This window comes from Methylobacterium sp. NMS14P, from assembly GCF_028583545.1.
Lineage (GTDB): Bacteria > Pseudomonadota > Alphaproteobacteria > Rhizobiales > Beijerinckiaceae > Methylobacterium.
Genome location: NZ_CP087106.1, coordinates 63,808 through 81,855 on the forward strand (window position 1 = coordinate 63,808; position 18,048 = coordinate 81,855).

At 72.0% G+C, this 18,048-nt stretch carries 15 protein-coding genes; 8 read left to right on the plus strand and 7 right to left on the minus strand.

Annotated features, from left to right (window positions below; genetic code table 11):
* Nucleotides 1-130: 130 nt before the first annotated feature.
* On the minus strand, nucleotides 131-1,783 hold the full coding sequence (locus tag LOK46_RS00310; RefSeq protein ID WP_273561950.1) for an AMP-binding protein: 1,653 nt from the start codon (nucleotides 1,781-1,783) through the stop codon (nucleotides 131-133).
* Nucleotides 1,784-2,002: 219 nt separating this feature from the next.
* Between LOK46_RS00310 and LOK46_RS00315 the strand changes: the two genes are divergently transcribed.
* The 4 genes from LOK46_RS00315 to LOK46_RS00330 all read left to right on the plus strand — a co-directional run bounded on the left by LOK46_RS00315 (nucleotide 2,003) and on the right by LOK46_RS00330 (nucleotide 4,745).
* Nucleotides 2,003-2,542, plus strand: coding sequence for a phasin family protein (locus LOK46_RS00315; protein WP_273561951.1), 540 nt, complete (start codon nucleotides 2,003-2,005; stop codon nucleotides 2,540-2,542).
* Entirely contained in the window at nucleotides 2,539-3,477 is a 939-nt protein-coding gene (locus LOK46_RS00320) for an alpha/beta fold hydrolase (RefSeq protein WP_273561952.1), read from the plus strand. Before LOK46_RS00315 ends, LOK46_RS00320 begins: the two co-directional genes overlap by 4 nt.
* 397 nt (nucleotides 3,478-3,874) lie before the next feature.
* Nucleotides 3,875-4,315, plus strand: a complete 441-nt coding sequence (locus LOK46_RS00325) for a helix-turn-helix domain-containing protein (protein WP_273561953.1) — start codon at nucleotides 3,875-3,877, stop codon at nucleotides 4,313-4,315.
* Nucleotides 4,316-4,370: 55 nt separating this feature from the next.
* Entirely contained in the window at nucleotides 4,371-4,745 is a 375-nt protein-coding gene (locus LOK46_RS00330) for a cupin domain-containing protein (RefSeq protein ID WP_273561954.1), read from the plus strand.
* Between the two features lie 7 nt (nucleotides 4,746-4,752).
* Here the strand turns inward: LOK46_RS00330 and rsmD are convergent, their stop codons facing one another.
* From rsmD to LOK46_RS00350, 4 genes are all read right to left on the minus strand, one after another.
* Nucleotides 4,753-5,310: a 16S rRNA (guanine(966)-N(2))-methyltransferase RsmD gene (rsmD, locus tag LOK46_RS00335; protein ID WP_273561955.1), complete on the minus strand. Its 558-nt coding sequence runs from the start codon at nucleotides 5,308-5,310 to the stop codon at nucleotides 4,753-4,755.
* Entirely contained in the window at nucleotides 5,307-7,130 is a 1,824-nt protein-coding gene (locus LOK46_RS00340) for a pseudouridine synthase (RefSeq protein WP_273561956.1), read from the minus strand. Before LOK46_RS00340 ends, rsmD begins: the two co-directional genes overlap by 4 nt.
* A 131-nt stretch (nucleotides 7,131-7,261) precedes the next feature.
* Nucleotides 7,262-7,438: a DUF1328 domain-containing protein gene (locus tag LOK46_RS00345; RefSeq protein ID WP_012317097.1), complete on the minus strand. Its 177-nt coding sequence runs from the start codon at nucleotides 7,436-7,438 to the stop codon at nucleotides 7,262-7,264.
* 77 nt (nucleotides 7,439-7,515) lie between these two features.
* Nucleotides 7,516-7,707, minus strand: coding sequence for a CsbD family protein (locus tag LOK46_RS00350; protein WP_273561957.1), 192 nt, complete (start codon nucleotides 7,705-7,707; stop codon nucleotides 7,516-7,518).
* Nucleotides 7,708-7,853: 146 nt separating this feature from the next.
* On the opposite strand from LOK46_RS00350, the gene LOK46_RS00355 reads away from it, so the two are divergent.
* Together LOK46_RS00355 and LOK46_RS00360 are read left to right on the plus strand one after the other, a co-directional pair.
* Complete coding sequence (locus LOK46_RS00355; protein WP_273561958.1) at nucleotides 7,854-8,342, plus strand: nucleoside deaminase; 489 nt, start codon at nucleotides 7,854-7,856, stop codon at nucleotides 8,340-8,342.
* A 63-nt stretch (nucleotides 8,343-8,405) separates the two neighbouring features.
* The gene (locus LOK46_RS00360; protein ID WP_273561959.1) at nucleotides 8,406-9,110 is read left to right on the plus strand and encodes an SDR family oxidoreductase; all 705 of its coding nucleotides are present in this window, start codon (nucleotides 8,406-8,408) and stop codon (nucleotides 9,108-9,110) included.
* 7 nt (nucleotides 9,111-9,117) lie between these two features.
* On the opposite strand, the gene LOK46_RS00365 is transcribed toward LOK46_RS00360, so the two are convergent.
* Complete coding sequence (locus tag LOK46_RS00365) at nucleotides 9,118-10,896, minus strand: outer membrane beta-barrel protein (RefSeq protein ID WP_273561960.1); 1,779 nt, start codon at nucleotides 10,894-10,896, stop codon at nucleotides 9,118-9,120.
* A gap of 320 nt (nucleotides 10,897-11,216) precedes the next feature.
* Here LOK46_RS00365 and LOK46_RS00370 point away from each other — a divergent pair, with 320 nt between their 5' ends.
* Together LOK46_RS00370 and LOK46_RS00375 are read left to right on the plus strand one after the other, a co-directional pair.
* Nucleotides 11,217-11,717: a MucR family transcriptional regulator gene (locus tag LOK46_RS00370; RefSeq protein WP_273561961.1), complete on the plus strand. Its 501-nt coding sequence runs from the start codon at nucleotides 11,217-11,219 to the stop codon at nucleotides 11,715-11,717.
* A 306-nt stretch (nucleotides 11,718-12,023) separates the two neighbouring features.
* Nucleotides 12,024-13,199 (plus strand): MFS transporter, encoded by a 1,176-nt coding sequence (locus LOK46_RS00375; RefSeq protein WP_273561962.1) that lies wholly within the window; start codon nucleotides 12,024-12,026, stop codon nucleotides 13,197-13,199.
* 4 nt (nucleotides 13,200-13,203) lie between these two features.
* Here the strand turns inward: LOK46_RS00375 and LOK46_RS00380 are convergent, their stop codons facing one another.
* A complete protein-coding gene (locus tag LOK46_RS00380; RefSeq protein ID WP_273561963.1) occupies nucleotides 13,204-18,048 on the minus strand; it encodes an NAD-glutamate dehydrogenase in 4,845 nt (1,614 codons plus the stop codon).

The following is an 18,048-nucleotide window of genomic DNA, read 5'->3' on the forward strand; positions in this document are numbered from 1 at the left end:
GCCTCTCCCGTGCGGGAGAGGGGACCCGCGCCTCGTGCCGCGCGGGCTCGGCGATGACCCCCGACTCGACGCGATCGGGAACGGCCCCGGCGATCGCCCCGAACGAGCCCGTCCGCGGGGCGAGCGCGGGTCAGAGGTCCCGCGCCTGCTCGCGCAGAACGAATTTCTGGATCTTGCCCGTCGAGGTCTTCGGCAGCGGCCCGAACACCACCGTCTTCGGAACCTTGAATCGCGCCATGTGCGCGCGACAGAACGCGATCATGTCCAGATCACTCGGCACCGTCGCGCCGGGCTTCACCTCCAAGAACGCGCAGGGGCTCTCGCCCCAGGTCGGATCCGGACGCGCCACGACGGCCGCCAGCATCACCGCGGGATGGCGCATCAGCACCTCCTCCACCTCCAGGCTGGAGATGTTCTCGCCGCCCGAGATGATGATGTCCTTCGCCCGGTCCTTGATCTCCACCGACCCGTCGGGATGCCAGACCGCGAGGTCGCCGGTCCGGTACCAGCCGCCCGCGAGGGCTTCCTCCGTCGCCCCCGGGTTGCCGAGGTAGCCCTTCATCACCGTGTTGCCGCGCAGGCGGATCTCGCCGACCGTCGTGCCGTCGCGCGGCACCGGCGCGTCGGTCGCGGTGTCAGCGACGCTCACCGCCTCGAGCGTCGCCAGGGGCACGCCCTGACGGGCCATGCGGGCGTAGCGCTCCGCGTCGGGGAGGTCGGTCCAGTCCGGCTGCGCCAGGCAGACCGTCGCGGGTCCGTAGCTCTCGGTGGCGCCGTAGAGATGCGTCACCTGGAAGCCCAGCTCCTCCATGGTGCGGATGATCGTCGAGGACGGCGCTGCGCCGCCGACCGCGCAGCGCACCCGCTGCGGGAACGGCACCCGCTCCCGGGCCGGGGCGTGCGCGATCATCGAGAGGACGATCGGCGCCCCGCACAGATGCGTCACCCCGTGCGCGGCGATCAGCCGGAAGATCGCCGCCGGCTCGACCTTGCGAAGGCAGACCTGCGTGGCGCAGGCCGCGACGCTCGCCCAGGGATAGGACCAGCCGCTGCAGTGGAACATCGGCAGCGTCCAGAGGTACACGCTCTCGCCGGTCAGGCCGAACGTGACCGCGTTGCCGAGCGCCTGGAGATAGCCGCCGCGGTGGCTGTAGACGGCGCCCTTGGGATCGCCGGTCGTCCCCGACGTGTAGAGCAGGCAGAGCGACTGCCACTCGTCCTCAGGGCCGGCCCAGGCGTAGTCCGGATCGCCCCCGGCCAGCAGATCCTCGTACGGCAGGGCCCCGTCGATCCCGGAATCGCCGATCGCCACGACGAGGATCGGCTCGGCGAGATCCGCGAGCGCCCGCGCGGCCAGAGCGGCGTACTCGGCCTCGACCAGGAGCGCCCGGGCGCCCCCGTGCCGCAGCGAGAACGCGATCGTCGCCGCGTCGAGGCGGGTGTTGAGCGGGTTCAGCACCGCGCCGAGCATCGGCACGGCGAAATGCGCCTCGATCATCTCCGGGACGTTCGGCGCCAGGATCGCCACGGTGTCGAGCGGCCCGATCCCCCGGGCGGCCAGACCCGCGGCTAGGCGCCGGCAGCGCGCGTAGAGGTCCGCGTAGGTGACGCGCCGGTCGCCGTCGATCACGGCGGTCCGCGCGCCCGCGGCGGCGGCGGCCCGCGCCAGCAGGCTCACGGGGGTCAGGGGCACGTAGTTGGCCGGCCGCCGGGCGAGGCCGACCTCTAACGGATGGGCGCCGTCCTCGCGGACCGCGGCTCGGGTCGGACGGGTCTCCGTCATCGTGCAGCCTTCTGAACGGGCGGCGGGCGTGGCGTGCGCTCCGCGCGCCGATGATTTCGCGGCCGCCCCGCCTGTCAATCGCGCTCGCCGGGACAATGTGGGCCGCGCGCGAATTCTGTTACAGGGCCCGGTTGACGGGGGAACGGCGCTGGCGGATGCCCGTATACCGGCCACGCGCCGTCGGGGCCGCGCGCGACCGGCCCATCCGGGGAGACCATTGTGGGGAACGACAACCTGCCGACGATCTCCGGGGAGACCGGCCGCGCCGTGGCCGAGAGCGGCGTCGCCCGGGCGCGCGAGGCGTACGAGCGCTTCGCCGAGGCGGGCGAGATGGCGCTGAACGCCTTCGAGGCATCGATGGCCCAGAGCTTCGAGGGCTGGCGCACGGTGATGGGATCGAGCCGCGAGACCGCGCACCAGCTCACCGACAGCAACGTGGCCGGTGCCCGCCGGATGCGCGAGCAGTGGGACGCCGCCGGCGCCCGGCTCTACAACGCCTTCGAGGACAACGCCGTCCACGCCATGGCGGCGATGCGCGAGATCGGCCACCGGATGCTCGTGGCCTCCGATACCAATGTCCGCGCGAGCCTGGACTTCGCGGACCGCGTCGCCAAGGCGGCCGATGCCCGCGAGATCGCGGCGCTGAACATCGCGTTCCTGCAGGAGCAGGCCCGCAGGCTGACCGACCAGATGGTCGACCTCCACCAGACGACCGGCCGTCTCGCCCGCGAGGCCGCCGCGCGCACGGAGACCCCGTGACCGCCAGAACTGCGGCACCGGATCCCGGGCCCGAGACGACGCCGCGGCTCGACGACCTGAGCCGCGCCGACGTGCCGTTCCGGACCGGCCATTTCCAGGCCTACGCACCCCACGACTTCCACCGCATCGCCTACGTGGAGTGGGGCGACCCGGCCAGCCCGCACGTCGTCGTCTGCGTCCACGGCCTCAGCCGCCAGGGCCGCGACTTCGACGCCCTCGGCTATCGGCTGGCGAAGTCCGGCTACCGGGTGATCTGCCCGGACCTGCCCGGGCGCGGCCTGAGCGGCTGGTTGAAGGACCCGGAACTCTACGGCCTGCCGCAATACGCCGCCGACATGGCCGCGCTCATCGCCCATCTCCGGGTTCCCGGGAAGATCGACTGGGTCGGCACCTCCCTCGGCGGCCTGACCGGCATGGTCCTGGCCGCCGCCGCCCGCTCCCCGATCCGCCGGATGGTGATCAACGATATCGGCCCGTTCCTGCCCTGGGCGCCGATCCGCGAGATCGGATCGCGCCTGCGCGACGCACCCCGGCTCCACCACAACCTCGCCTCGGGCGAGTCGCGCCTGCGCACGGTCCTGGGTGCGTTCGGGCCGCTCACCGACGAGCAGTGGCGCCACATCGCCAAGCACAGCTTCTTCCAGGAGCCGAACGGCGGCTGGCGACCCCACTACGATCCCGGCATCGGCGACGCGTTTCGTCCGGGCCGGGTCTACAGCGTGAGCATGTGGCGCGACTGGGACGCGATAACTTGTCCAATCCTGCTCCTGCGCGGTGAGCGCTCGGAACTGCTGCTCGCCTCGACGGCCGACGAGATGACCAAGCGGGGCCCGCCGACGCGGCGCGTCGAGATCCCCGACTGCGGCCACGCGCCGGCGCTGCTCGACGACGACCAGTTGCGAATCGTCACCGATTGGCTCGGCCCAGCGACGTGATTCCGCCGTCGTCGTGCGGCGGCGCGCCACGAGCTGACCATTTCCCGCCATACAGCCTTCGGTGGGATCGGCGCCGCGGCGCCAACGCGGTGCAGGCAACCCAATAGCGCCCGACAGTTTTCAAAAGTGAATCTTTAGCTGATCCCGCTCACTTATATTTGATCCAGCGCGGTATCTGAGTTGTTCTCGTGGCGGGCATTGGATGGCCCGGATTGCGGTCTTCTGGACCCAAGATTTCGAAAGCGTAACCATTCGTTGCACGCGCGGCTGACCTGTGGCACTAACAGATGTCAGGTCTGGATCTTGGCCGCGCAATGTTGCACCTGTCGGTTGTGATTGGCGCCCCGGATCCGGGCGAGCAAGCCTGCCAACAGTAAGAACATCCGGACTACCAACTATGGCGAACCCAACCCCCAAGCCGAAGCAGACCACAGCCATCGATCACGGGGTCGGCAGCCGCATCGCGTTCCTTCGGGCGGCTAACGGACTGAGCCAGTCCGCGCTGGCCAGCGCGCTGGGCGTCAGCTTCCAGCAGGTCCAGAAATACGAGACCGGCAAGAACCGTGTCGGGGCTGGCCGCCTGCAGGCGATCGCCGAGCGGCTCGGCGTTCCGGTCTCGAGCTTCTTCGAGCCCGAGCCCGAGGCGGCGGCCGATAGCGGGCCCGCGCTGCTGCGCGTTGCCGGTGCCGTCGAACTGCTCCGGGCCTACAATCAGATCGCCGACGATCAGATGCGCCGCGACGTGCTCTCGCTCGTGAAGTCCGCGGCGCGGATCGGCCATACCCGGTCGGCGGACGAAGCGGCGTCGCAGGCGAGCGGCGCGTCGCGCAACGCGTGACATCCGGCTTCGCTTGGCGCCGATGCGGCGCCGCGCGAGCCCAGCAGGCGGGATCATGGATTCACTCCCGACGCGCGTGATCCATCTGCTCGCCGATCTGCCGCTCCAGGCGGACGACGAGATCGTGTCGGTCCTGGCCTCCGATCCGGGCCTGCGGGTGGAGCGCATCGTCTCGACCGGTCAGGCGAGCCCGCCGGGCTTCTACTACGACCAGCCGCACGCCGAATGGGTCGCCGTCCTGACGGGCGCGGCCGACCTGCGGTTCGCCGACGAGGCTGAGGCCCGCCGCCTCGTCGCGGGCGACGCCGTGCTGATCGCGCCCCACCGTCGGCACCGCGTCGAGTGGACCGACTCACCCACCGTCTGGCTGGCGATCCACTTCGGGCCCCAGGTCGGCGCTTCGGATCCGGCTCCGAGCCCTCGGGACTAGGAGCGGTTCAGGCGCCGAATCGGGCGATCGCCACGGCCGTGTCCCCGTAGACGCGCCGCTCCAGTTCCGCGAAGCCGGCCGGCCAGACGAGCCGCGCGGCCTCGACCTCCTCGACGACGACGAGAGCCCCCGGCGCGAGCCAGGCGCCCTCGGCGGCGCTTCTCAAGGCGCGCGGCGCGAGATCACGGCCGTAGGGCGGATCGCAGAAGACCAGTGAGAAGGTGCCCGCCGTGGAAGCCGGGCCGAGGCGGGTCGCGTCCCGCCGGAACAGGCGGGTCACGCCTTCCGCACCGAGAGCCTCGATATTCTCGCGGATGACCGCGCGCGCCTCGGCGCCCTCGTCGACGAGGAGTGCGTAGGCAGCGCCCCGCGACAGCGCCTCGAAGCCGAGGGCACCCGTACCGGCGAACAGGTCGAGGACCCGGGCACCGGCCACGGCGTCGTCGTAGGCGTGGGCGAGCACGTTGAACAACGATTCGCGGAGCCGGTCCGATGTCGGCCGTATGGCGTCGGTGCGGGGCGTGGCGAGCCCGCGGCCCCGCCACGCGCCGCCGACGATCCTCATCGCGTCCCGCGCGGCGGCCGGCCGCCGCCGGGCTTGCCGCCGCCGGGTCGGGCGCCGCCACGCGGCGCACCCGGACGGCCGCCCGGACCCGAACCGCCGCCGCCGGATCCGCCGCGCGCGCCCTGACCGCCCCCCTTGCCGGCGAAACCGCCGGGCTTGCCACCGGGACGACTTCCGCCGGGACGCGCCCCTCCCGTCTTCGCGCCGCCGAACGCGGGCTTGCCTCCACCGGCGGCGGGCTTCGGGCCACGGAATCCGCCCGGCTTCCGCGAGGCCCCATCGGCCGGCCCGGCGTCGAGCGGTCGTTCGCGCCGCCCCCCGGGCCTGCCGCCGCGCTCGTCGAAGCGTCGCTCGTCCCGCGGCGCGTCGCTCCGCGCGCTCTCGCGGCGCGGGCGCTCGTCGCCGCGGCGCTCGTTGCGCGGACCGGGGGGGCGTTCCTGCCGGTCCGGCGCTCCGCGGTCGGCGAAGCGGCGCTTCGGGGCGGCGACGGGTGCGGCCTCCACGGGCGTGGCGGACAGGCGCTCGACGACGACCCGTCGCTCGCCGGCGCGGATCGAGCCGACGCGCTCGCGGCCGCGTTCCGCCGCGGCCGCCTGCGCGCTCCGGGGATCCGCACCGCGCCGGGGAACGCGCGTGCCCCGGGGCTTCGCCGAGTCCTCATCGCGCCACGTGGAGTTGCGCGGTCCGGGACCGGTGCCTCCGGTCGAGACGCGCGGCGCCGGCGCGGGACGCGCGGCATTGCGCCGGGACGGCGCCGGCTGCGCGGACTGGGCGTCCCGATCCGCCGGGCGGCCGCCGCCGAACGGCGCGATCGGGTCGCGGACCGGGCTGTCGAAATCCACGCCGGCCTGCTCGGCGAGGCTCTTGCCGAGCTGATCCTTGAGGACGCGGGTCCGCACCTCCTCGACCAGGCCGACCTCCAAGTCGCCGAGCTGGAACGGCCCGAAGGAGAGCCGGATGAGCCGGTTCACCGACAGCCCGAGATGCTCGAGGATGCGCTTGACCTCGCGGTTCTTGCCCTCGCGAAGGCCGAGCGTCAGCCAGACATTGTCGCCCTGCACGCGGTCCAGGGTCGCCTCGACCGGACCGTACTCCATCCCGTCGATGGTGACGCCCTTGGCCAGCCTGTCGAGCTGGGCCTGATCGGTGTCGCCGTGCGCGCGGACCCGGTAGCGGCGGAGCCAGCCGGTGTCGGGATGGGCGATCACCTTGGCGAGACCGCCGTCATTGGTGAGGAGCAGCAGCCCCTCGGTGTTGATGTCGAGCCGTCCGACCGCCACCACCCGGGGCAGATCCTCCGGGAGCACGTCGAACACCGTCTGCCGGCCCTCCGGATCCCGGGCCGTCGTCACCACGCCCCGCGGCTTGTGGAAGATCCACAGGCGGCTGCGCTCCCGCGACGGCATCGGCTCGCCGTCGATCAGGATCCGGTCGTTCTCGGTGACGTTGCGGGCGGGGGATGTCAGCGTCTCGCCGTTGACGCTCACGCGCCCGGCCAGGATCATCGTCTCGGCGTCGCGCCGCGAGGCGATGCCGGCCCGCGCCATCGCCTTCGCGATGCGCTCGCCGGGCGGCGTCTCGATCAGGCCTTCGGCGTCAGATGACGATGCGGGTTCGGGCTCCGGCGCAGGGTCCGACTGCTGAGGGGGCTGCGGCTTGGCCTTTCGGGCAGCCTTCTTCGCGGCGGGCTTGGCGGGCCCGTCGCCCTCGGTCTCGGCGCGGCCGGCATCGGTCGGCGGCGCCCAGCCCTCAGTGCGCGCTGGCTCTGGGGCCGAACGGGCGGTCCCCTCCGGCTTATCGTCGTTCGGCAAGTCGCTCATGCCTGCCGCTTATCAGAGCCGGTTCCGACAGGCGAGACGGGTTGTGCACTGGGGCGGGTCGCCGCAACGCAGAGAGGCGGCCCGACGGGACCGCCTCGAAGACTGGATGGCGGGTCGAAGACCCGGCGACGTCAGAGCCTGGGCGAGCGCCCGCGCATCACGCCGAACACGGCGGAGATCAGGAACAGCGCGATCGCCACGAAGAAGACGATCTTGGCCGCCTCCATCGCCGTGCCGGCGATGCCGCCGAAACCGAGGAGCGCCGCCACGAGAGCGACGACGAGAAACGTGACAGCCCAACCGATCATGGCATCCTCGTGTTATTCGGGTCGGTTCAGTTCTGGAACCCGCGCGCGGCGGGTTCCGTTCCGGTCGCGCTCGACGATCAGAGCTTGTCGGTGGCGGACTTCACCGCGCTCTTGGCGTCGCCGACGGTGCCCTGGGCCTTGCCCTTGAGCTCCTGGGCGGCGCCCTCGGCCTTGAGCTTGTCGTTGCCGGTCGCGTCGCCGATGCCCTGCTTTGCCTTGCCGACGGCCTCGTTGGCGACACCCTTGATCTTGTCGGTGGTGCTGCTCATGGCATTGTCCTCTTGCTCGATCTGCGGCGGCGCCGCACTGGTTCCTGAAACGGTCACGGTCGGCGGAATGTTCCAGGCCTTAACATTGACTTGGATCAAGCGAGCCCGCCGCCCCGCGCCCGTCGCGTCAGTGGGATGAGAACAGCTTGGCTGCCGATCCGATCCATCCGGCCCGGGCGGAACCGTCCGGAAGCCTGACCGCGCTCGATCACGCTTTCGCGGCCGCCCGCGCCGCCGCCGCTGCCGGGGAGGTCCCGGTCGGCGCCGCGGTGGTCCGGGACGGGGTCATCCTGGCGGTCGCCCACAATCGGCCGCGCGAACTGCACGACCCGACGGCGCACGCGGAGATCCTGGCGATCCGCGCGGCCTGCGCCGCGCTCGGCACCGAGCGCCTCGTCGGCTGCGATCTCTACGTCACCCTGGAGCCGTGCCCGATGTGTGCCGGCGCGATCTCCTTCGCGCGGATCCGGCGGCTCTACTACGGGGCGGCCGATCCGAAGGGAGGCGGGGTCGAGCACGGGCCGCGCGTCTTCGATCAGCCGACCTGTCACCACGCCCCGGAGGTCTACGGCGGCTTCCGTGAGCGCGAAGCGGCGGCCCTGCTCCGGGCGTTCTTCGCGCAGCGCCGGGACTGACGCGACGTCGGGCGGGCGGACAGGTTCCTATCGGCCCGCAGCGGGCCAGCAGAGGAGGGCACGATGATCCCGACCTATTCCAGAGCCCTGATCGTCGGGGCGGGCTTCGGACTCAGCGCGTCGCTCGCGCGCCTGCTCGCGGCCGACGGCCTGACGATCGGACTCGCCGCCCGGAACGTCGACAAGCTCGCCGCGCTGGCGGCCGAGACGGGCGCGGCGGTGCATGCCTGCGACGCCAGCCGGCCCGCGGAGGTCGAGGCCCTGTTCGCCCGCCTCGAACCCGCGCTCGGCGGTCCCCCGGATGTCGTCGTCTACAACGCCAGCGGTCGCCTGCGCGGCCCGGTCACCGACCTCGACCCGGACGCGGTCGCCCAGGCCCTGATGGTGTCGGCGTATGGCGGTTTCCTCGTGGCACAGGCCGCCGCGCGCCGCATGCTGCCGCACCGTCACGGCGCGATCCTGCTCACCGGCGCCTCGGCGAGCGTGAAGGGCTTCGCCGGGTCGGCCCCGTTCGCGATGGGGAAGTTCGCCCTCCGGGGACTCGGCCAGAGCCTCGCCCGGGAATTGCAGCCCCAGGGCATTCACGTCGCCCACATCGTGGTCGACGGCGCGATCCGCAATCCGGCCCGCGGCGGCGAGCCGCCGGAGGCTCCCGACAGTCACCTCGATCCCGACGCCGTCGCCCGGGCCTATCTCGACCTGTTGCGCCAGGACCGGAGCGCCTGGACTTCCGAGGTGGAACTGCGTCCCTGGACGGAGCGGTTCTGACGCCGCCTCAGGGGTTCACGCGCAGGCCGAGCAGGAAGGTGTTCTCCCGGAAGCTGGACCCGGCGACCGTGCTGTCGAACTTCTGATAGATGTAAGTGCCGCGCAGGGTCAGCCAGCGCGTGAAATGGTAGTCGAGCCGCGCGGTCGCCGAGAAGCCGTTCTCGCGGATGCTGCTGCTCTGGTAGTCGTTCCGGAGATACGATCCGCCCAGGACGATCGAGAGGTTTCGCAGCAGGTCGTGCTGCACTTCCAGCGTCGCGACCTCGGTGAGGACGCCGCTGGAGCCCGGGATCGTCGTCTCGGTGACGCCGGTCGCCGCCGTGAACCGCACAGTGGTGAGCGGGCTCGCCGCCCAGACCAGCGCCGCGTTGAGCAGCGGGGCGTTGATGTCGCGCAGGCTCGGATCGACGTAGGTCCGATGCTGGATGCCGGCCGAGATCTCGCCGGTCAACGAGCGCGCGAGGCCGATGCTCGTCCCGAACGCGACGGCGATGCCGTCCGAATCGCGCCGGACGCCTGTCGCGTCGAAGCGCTGGTCGTAGACGCGCGTGTCGCCGAGCAGGTCGATGAACGGGCTGAAATCCGGATTGATCTCGTAGGCCGTGCGCAGCTGCAGACTGTACTGGTTCAGGTTGCGGTCGGACTGGTTGACGATCGTCCCGTCCGCCAGGCGCGCGTTGTCGAACTCGGAGCGATCGACGGACCCGCGCAGGGTGACCGACAGGCGGTTGAACGTCTCCGTCGCCCCGAGCGAGCCGCCGTAGACGGCCAGAAGCGGTCGGGTCGTGGCGGTGGCAGCCTGGAGGTTGGCGCTCGAGGTGCGCTGCGTGTCCACCAGGAACCGTCCCTCCGCGTCGATGCGCAGGTCCCGGTTGGCATCGATGCGCAGACGGACCACGCCGTCGGCCGCGGGGCGGCTCGCGGCCTCGTTCTGCGGCGTCTCCAGGTACGACCCTCGGAGCGAACCCTGGAGCGAGCTGGAGGACCAGTTGCTCCGGAAGTCGACGGTCGCGTCGGTGCGCAGCGCGACCGAGCCCTTGGCGATCTGGCGGGTGGTCTGGTCCGGATTCGAATCGTAGCCGACGCTCTGCGCGAAGGTCGGGAGCACCGTGAAGGTCCCGACCTGATAGCCGATCGGCGCGTAGGCCGGGTCGGTGGGGATCGCGCGCGCCAGGTCGGTGCCGAGGATGAAACCCGGGGTCAGGAGACCGAGGGCCGGCGCGATGGACTGGAACGGGAGGATCGGCCGGATCGGCGACACGACCTGCGGGTTCGGGACGCCGACCACCGCCTGCTGGACGATCGGTGTCAACCGCAGCGCCGGAGGCGGGGTCTGCGTCACGTCCTGGGTCACCCGCCGCGTCGCGGAGCCGATCCGCCGCGGCGGCGCGGCCCGCGTGCGCAGGAGAGTCGACGGCGCGAGGTTGGCCGGCGCCGTCGAGGATCCGCCGGTGCGCCGTCCCCCCGAGGTGACGCGGGTGCTGAGCTGGGACACGCCGGTCTGACCGGGGATCTGCGTCTGCGCGGGGGGCGAGAGCGGCGACCGGAGGCTGTCACCGCCGGTCTGCTCGCCGCCGGTCGCGTCGCCGCCGAGCGCGCCGCGGGTCTGATCGCGGCTCAGGCCGTCCGGGATGCTGCGCTTGAGTGTCGGCAGGCCGTTCGGGGCCGTGTCCTGGCCGATGCCGGGATTGTCGGGCTGGCCGGTGACGGGGCTGGTCGCATCGAACCGCTGGGCTGCCGCGGGCGCCGCCAGCGCGACGCCGAGCGCCGCGGCGGCGAGCCGCATCCTCTGCCGTTCCCGCCGGTCAGCCGCCGTCCGCACCTGATCCCGGTCTCCGCCAAAGTCCCCGGCACCAGAGCGCGGAGATCACAGGTCACGCCGCCCCAGAACTGGTTGTCGGCATGGTTAACGAACCCTAGCGGCGACGTGGTTAATGCCCCGTCAACGGCCGTACGGCGGCAGGATTCAGCCGCGACGATTCAATCTCACCTGTCCATCGCGAATACGTTTGAGATTTTGCGTATACTATGCTAGAGACGGTCAGACTTCGATCGCATCCGAGAGGGATTGGTCGACCCGAACAACTGTAACTCCTGAGGTTTGACGTGAGTGAGAACGCAGGCAGCGAGCACGGCCCGGCGATCGGGCTCGCGGTCGATATCGTCGCCGCTTACGTGTCGAACAATTCCGTTCCCGTATCGGAACTTCCCGGATTGATCGGCGGTATCCACGCGGCGCTGAACGGGTTGACAACTCAAGGTCGTGCCGCGAACTCGGCGGTGGAGAAACTAAGTCCGTCGCAGATCCGGAAGTCGGTCACGACTGATCATATTGTCAGCTTCGAGGACGGGAAGCCGTACAAGACGCTCCGGCGGCACCTGACGCTGCGCGGCCTGACGCCCGAGGCCTACCGCGAGAAGTGGGGTTTGCCGCGGGACTATCCGATGACCGCGGCGAGCTATTCGGCGCAGCGATCGGAACTGGCCCGCGCCCTCGGCCTCGGACAGCAGCGCCGCAAGTCCCGCGGCGGGCCCGCGGCCGCACCCGAGGCGCCGCCCGCGCCGGCCGCCAAATCGCGGGGCCGCAAGAAGGCGCCGGCCGAGTAAGGAAGCCGACCAGGGCTCAGCGGCTTCGAGCCCCGGAGCGACGACCGGGATCTCGGCAGCACCTAGATCAGGCCGCGGTGGCCGATGAGGGCGGCCCGCCATCGCGCGCTCGGCCCTCGCTGCCGCGGGCGTCGACAAGACGCACGTCCTTCCCGACCCGGCGGCCGAGGCGACGATCGCCTGACCGACCGTCCCATGCCCCTGCGCGCCGCGCAACTGTGCGCCGCGCTGCTGACGCTATCCAACGGCGACCGCGCTGCGATGCTGCTCTGCACCATCGACCCGCCCGCGCCGTAGGACGTCCCCGTGCCGCCCCTGCCGATCCTCGCCCTCGCCGTCGCCTCGTTCGGGATCGGCACCACCGAATTCGTCATCATGGGTCTGCTCCCGGAGGTGGCGCAGAGCTTCGGCGTCACCATTCCGCAGGCCGGCTACCTGGTCTCGGGCTACGCCATGGGCGTGGTCGTCGGCGCGCCGATCGTGGCGATCGCCACCGCGGGCCTGCCGCGCAAGACCGCGCTCCTCGCGCTGATGGCCGTGTTCCTCGCGGGCAATCTCGGGTGCGCGCTGGCACCCAGCTACGGCCTGCTGATGGCCGCGCGGATCCTGACGGCCTTCGCCCACGGCGCGTTCTTCGGCATCGGCGCCGTGGTGGCGTGGGATCTCGTGCCGCGGGAGAAGCGGACGCAGGCGGTCTCGCTGATGTTCGCGGGCCTCACCCTCGCCAACGTGCTCGGCGTGCCGCTCGGCACCGCCCTCGGGCAGGAGGCGGGCTGGCGCTCGACCTTCTGGGCGGTGGTCGTGATCGGGCTCGCGGCGGGGCTCGCGATCCAGCTCTGCGTGCCGGACGGACTTCCCGGGACGCGCGGCCGGCTCGTCAGCGAGTTCCGGGCGCTCGGGCGCTGGCCGGTGCTGCGGCCGATGCTGATCTCGACCCTGTCCTCGGTGAGCTTCTTCACGGTCTTCACCTACATCACGCCGTTCCTGACCGGGGTGACCGGTTTCACGCCGCAGGGCGTGACCGGCGTGCTGTTCGCCGCCGGAACGGGATTGACCGTCGGCAATCTCCTGGGCGGCCATCTGGCCGACCGCGGCCCGATGGCGACCATCGTCGGCAGCTTCCTGGGCATCGTGGCGGCCCTGCTGGTGCTGGCCGCGGTCGCGCACCATCCGGCACTCACGGTCGCCGTGGTGGTCGTCTGGTCGGGCCTAGTCTTCGCCCTGGTCTCGCCCCTGCAGATCTGGGTCGTGGAGGCAGCCAGCGACGCGCCGAATCTCGCCTCGACGCTGAACCAGGGCGCGTTCAACCTCGGCAACGCCACCGGTGCCTGGATCGGCGGCACGGCGCTGACCCTCGGGGCCGGCTACGGCCAGCTGCCGCTGATCGCCGCTGCGGTGTCGCTCGCCGGCCTCGGGCTGGTGCTCACCGCGGTCAGTCGCGGGCGCCACGGCGTCGCCGGGGCGTCCGCGCCCGGGGCCTGATCGCTCAGTCGGCCCGGACGAGGTCGCCGAGCAGGCTCGCCGCCACCGTCGCCTTGGAGACCGTCAGGCCGGAGGCGCTGATCGCGTCCACGGCCTCGCGGATCCGGGCCAGCGAGGCGCCGCGCGCCCGGATCCAGGCCTCCACCGCTTCCGGCCCGGCGCCGAGATCCGCCACCACCTCGGCCGTCAGCTTCCGGTGGGCGGCGGCGATGCCGGCGCCCGCGCGCTCCAGGGCGACGCGGTCGAACGTGTCGGCCACCGGCACGGTCCGCGCCGCGGCGGCGAGGTCATCCAGGCGGAAGGCGTGTTCCAGGGCGAAATGCGTCGCCGCGACGTCCTCGACCGGCCGGCCGCTGGCCTCCGCGACCCGGACGATGTCGGGGGCGGAGACCAGTGCGCTGAGCGAGGCGAGGCGCCGCGCCTGGGCCGGGGCCATGCCGTGCCCGGTCAGCTCCGCCTCGCGGGCGCCGATGGTCGCCAGCGCCTCGTCGCCGAGCACCTTGGGCAGGGCCGCCTCCACGGCGGCGATGCCGTCCCGATAGCGCGCGACCACCGGCGCGAGGCCGCCGCTCAGGTCGAGGTTGCGGATGAACCAAACGATCCGGTTCGACAGCAGATCCTGGACCTCCGCGTAGAGGTCGAGCTGTCCCTGGCCGGAGACCCGGCCCGCGAGGCCGTCGATGGCGAGGTTCAGCTCCATCAGGCCGAAGGCGTCGCGGGTCACCGCGTAGGCCTTCGCGATGGTCGCGGCGTCGGCCCCGGTGCCGTCGACGAGGCGGGTGACCAGCGACGGGCCGCCGCGATTGACGATGATGTTGGCGAGCGCCGTGGCGATGATCTCGCGGCGCAGGCGGTGTCCCTTGACGGCGTCGGGGAAGCGTTCGCGCAGGGCCTTCGGGAAGTAGCGCTGCAGCTCCCGGTCGAAGTACGGGTCGTTCGGCACGGCGCTCTCGAGGATCGCGTCGTGCAGCGACAGCTTCGCGTAGGCGAGCAGCACGGCGTATTCCGGGCGGGTCAGCCCCTCGTTCCGCCGCATCCGCTCGGCGAGCGTGCCGTCATCCGGCAGGTACTCGACCGCCCGATCGAGCCGGCTCTCGGCCTCCAGCGCCTGCATCGTCCGCATGGCGAAGCCGGTCTCGCCCAGGCCGCCGCGCTGGGCGAGAGACAGGGCGAGCGTCTGCAACTCATTGTTGCGCAGCACGAGGCGCCCGACCTCGTCGGTCATATCGGCGAGCAGGGTGTTGCGCGCCCCGTAGCTGAGCCTGCCGTCCCGCTCCGGCGTCATCAGCGCGATCTTGATGTTCACCTCGACGTCCGACGTGTTCACGCCGGCCGAGTTGTCGATGGCGTCGGTGTTGAGGCGGACGCCCGCGCGCGCCGCCTCGATGCGCCCGCGCTGCGTCAGGCCGAGATTGGCGCCCTCGCCGACGACCTTCGCGCGCAGCTCCGGCCCTGTGATGCGCAGGGCGTCGTTGGCGCGGTCGCCGGCATCCTCGTCGGTCTCGGTGGTGGCCCGGACATAGGTGCCGATGCCGCCGAACCAGAGCAGGTCGGCGGGCGCCTTCAGGATCGCCTGCATCAGCTCCGTGGGCGTCGCCTCGGACCGGTCGAAGCCCAGCGCGGACCGGATCGCCTCCGAGAGCGGCACGGTCTTCAGGCTGCGCGGGAACACGCCGCCGCCCTCCGAGATCAGGCTCCTGTCGTAATCCGCCCAGGAGGACCGGCCCAGATCGAACAGCCGCCGCCGCTCGGAGAAGCTGCGGGCGGCGTCCGGGTTCGGGTCCAGGAAGATGTCGCGGTGGTCGAAGGCCGCGATCAGGCGGATGCTCTCGGAGAGCAGCATGCCGTTGCCGAACACGTCGCCCGACATGTCGCCGACGCCGACCGCGGTGATCGGGTCGGTCTGCACGTCCACGTCGATCTCGCGGAAATGCCGGCGCACCGCCTCCCAGGCGCCGCGGGCGGTGATGCCCATGCCCTTGTGGTCGTAGCCCTGGCTGCCGCCGGACGCGAAGGCGTCGCCGAGCCAGTGGCCCTTCTCCAGCGAGAGGGCGTTGGCGATGTCCGAGAAAGTGGCGGTGCCCTTGTCGGCGGCGACCACCAGATAGGCGTCGTCGGGATCGTGCCGCACCGTGTCGGGCGGCGGCACGATCGCGTTGTCGACGATGTTGTCGGTCAGTTCGAGCAGCGTGCGGATGAAGATCCGGTAGCTCTCGGTCCCCTCCTGCATCCAGGCGGCGCGGTCGGAGGCCGGCGGCAGCCGCTTCGGGAAGAAGCCACCCTTGGCGCCCACCGGCACGATCACGGCGTTCTTCACCTGCTGGGCCTTCACGAGGCCGAGGATCTCGGTGCGGAAATCCTCCGGCCGGTCGGACCAGCGCAGGCCACCGCGGGCCACGTAGCCGAAGCGGAGGTGCACGCCCTCGACGCGGGGCGAGTAGACGAAGATCTCGAAGAACGGCCGCGGCAGCGGCATCGCCGTCACCTTCGCGCAGGCGAACTTGAAGCTGATCGTCTCCCGCGGCTGCCCGTCGGCGCCGGTCTGGTAGAAGTTCGTCCGCACCGCCGCCTCGACGAGGTTGACGAACCGGCGCAGGATCCGGTCGTCGTCGAGGCTCGTGACCTCTGCGAGCGCCGTCTCGATGCCGGCGCGCACCTCGGCCTCCTGGGCGGTCCGGTCGCCGGCGAGGGCCGGGTCGAACCGGGCGTGGAACAGGGCCACGACGGCGCGCGCGATCCCGGCGTGGCGGCTCAGCGTGCCCGCGAGGTAGTCCTGCCCGTAGCGGATGCGCAGCTGGCGCAGGTAGCGGCCGAGAGCCCGGAGCAGGGCCGCCTCCCGCCAGGGCAGGGCGGCCTCCAGGACGAGCCGGTTGTAGCCGTCGGACTCGGCGATGCCGTCCGCGATGGCGAGCATCGCGGCCTCCAGCGGCCGCTCCAGTGCCGCGAGGTCGATCGGGGCGCCGGTGGCGCGCTCGATCAGCATGTCGTGCAGCCAGACCCGCGCGGCCTCGTCAGTCCCGGCCGGCGCGATCTGGTACGTGCGCTCGTTGATGACGCGGAAGCCGAGATTCTCGAGCGCCGGGACCCGGTCGGAGAGCGCGATCGCCGTGCCGCGCGAAAACGCCTTCAGGCGGACCTGCGCGGCGGGGTCGCTGGGCCGCCGATCGAGATGGACGGCCCGCGGCTGCGTCTCGCCGAGGCTGTCGAGGATCGTCACGTCCGCGACGGCGACCTCAGGCTGGAAATTGTCCCGATAGGCTGCCGAAAACGCGTCGCCGTAGCGGGCGGCCAACTGGCGCGCGCGGTCGCCGCCCTGGGATTCGGCCAACGCCGCCCGCAGCGCGTCGCCCCACGTCCGGACCAGCGCGACGATCCCGGCCTCCAGGGAGGCGGGATCGTGCTCTGGGCTGCCCTGATCGGGCAGGCCGATGATGTAGTGGATGCGGGCGAGCGAGCCTTCCGGGTAGTCGGGGTAGGCCGCGCTGAGCCGCCCGCCGTAGGTCTCGGCCAGGTAGCTGCCGATCCGGCCGCGGACCGCCGAGTCGTAGCGGTCCTTCGGGACGTAGACGAGCAGCGAGACGAAGCGGCCGAACCGGTCGGGCCGGGACAGCACGCGGACCCGCGGACGGTCGGCCAGGGCGGCGATCGCCAGGGTGAATCGGTAGAGCCGCTCGCTGTCGATCTGGAAGAGCTCGTCGCGCGGGTAGCTCTCCAGCACGGCGAGGAGGCTCCGGCCGGCATGGCTCGTCGGATCCAGGCCGGCGCGCTGGACGACGGCCTCCACCTTCCGGCGCAGGACCGGCACCTCGCGGGCCGGGCTCGTGTAGGCGGAGGCTGTGAACAGGCCGACGATCCGCACCTCGCCCGACAGCTTGCCGAGGCCGGAGAACAGCTTGACGCCGACATAGTCCAGGTAGGCCGAACGGTGGACCCGGGACTTCACGCTGGCCTTGGTGATGATCAGCGGCTGCGGCTCTTCCAGGAAGGCGAGGATCTCCGGCGTGTAGTCCACCGGCGTCCGGCCCCGGCGCAGGGGCGTCGCGCCGGGATCCCGGAGCACGCCGAGGCTCGACCCCTCGACCAGCGGGTGGGCGTCGCCGGCGATGCCGTGCTCCTGCATGCCGAGGATGAGGAACTGGCCGTCCGTCAGCCATTCGAGGAAGGCGCGCGCCTCCTCGGTCTCCGATTCCGGCATCGGCGTCGGACCGCGCCCGAGATCGGCAGCGAGGTCGGTGAGGCGCGCCAGCATGGCGTCGTGGTCGTCACCCGCCAGGGCGACGTCCCGGTAGACGGTCGCGAGGGCGTTCAGGAGGCGCTCGCCGGTCTCGGCCGCCAAGGGGTCGAGATGGATGTGGATGAAGCTCTCGCGCGCGAGACTCCCCTGCGCGTCCGCGGTGGTCTCCCCGACCACCCGGATGAGCCCGCCGGCGCCGTCCCGCTCCACCCCGAGGATCGGGTGCGCGACGAGCTGCGGCGACAGGCCCTGCTCGGTCAGCTCGGCCAGGGTCGAGTCCAGCAGGAAAGGCCGGTTGTCGTTGATGACCTCGAGGACCGTCGTCTCGCGCGCACGGCCGTCGCGGACCAGCTCGCTGTCGCTCAGCCGCATCCGCGCCGGGTCGCCGGGCCTGCGGGGCTCGGACAGGAAGGCGCGGGCGCGGGCGGCGAGATCCGCCAGGACCAAGGCGTCGTAGGGGGCGAGATCCTCCGGTGTCACGCGGCCGAACAGGTCGCGGACGAAGCCGCCCGGTCCGCCCTGCTCGGTGACGAGGTCGGCGGCCGCCTCTATCAGCCCGGTGCGGGCCGTCTTCTGCTCCGAGGAGGACAACGCCGTCGCGGTCTCGAGTGTCAT

Coding starts and splice junctions, on each gene's coding strand:
- rsmD (WP_273561955.1), bottom strand. CDS start 5,310: ATGAGGATCGTCGGCGGCGCGTGGCGGGGCCGCGGGCTCGCCACGCCC.
- LOK46_RS00380 (WP_273561963.1), bottom strand. CDS start 18,048: ATGACACTCGAGACCGCGACGGCGTTGTCCTCCTCGGAGCAGAAGACG.
- LOK46_RS00365 (WP_273561960.1), bottom strand. CDS start 10,896: ATGCGGCTCGCCGCCGCGGCGCTCGGCGTCGCGCTGGCGGCGCCCGCG.
- LOK46_RS00330 (WP_273561954.1), top strand. CDS start 4,371: ATGGATTCACTCCCGACGCGCGTGATCCATCTGCTCGCCGATCTGCCG.
- LOK46_RS00350 (WP_273561957.1), bottom strand. CDS start 7,707: ATGAGCAGCACCACCGACAAGATCAAGGGTGTCGCCAACGAGGCCGTC.
- LOK46_RS00340 (WP_273561956.1), bottom strand. CDS start 7,130: ATGAGCGACTTGCCGAACGACGATAAGCCGGAGGGGACCGCCCGTTCG.
- LOK46_RS00360 (WP_273561959.1), top strand. CDS start 8,406: ATGATCCCGACCTATTCCAGAGCCCTGATCGTCGGGGCGGGCTTCGGA.
- LOK46_RS00310 (WP_273561950.1), bottom strand. CDS start 1,783: ATGACGGAGACCCGTCCGACCCGAGCCGCGGTCCGCGAGGACGGCGCC.
- LOK46_RS00345 (WP_012317097.1), bottom strand. CDS start 7,438: ATGATCGGTTGGGCTGTCACGTTTCTCGTCGTCGCTCTCGTGGCGGCG.
- LOK46_RS00325 (WP_273561953.1), top strand. CDS start 3,875: ATGGCGAACCCAACCCCCAAGCCGAAGCAGACCACAGCCATCGATCAC.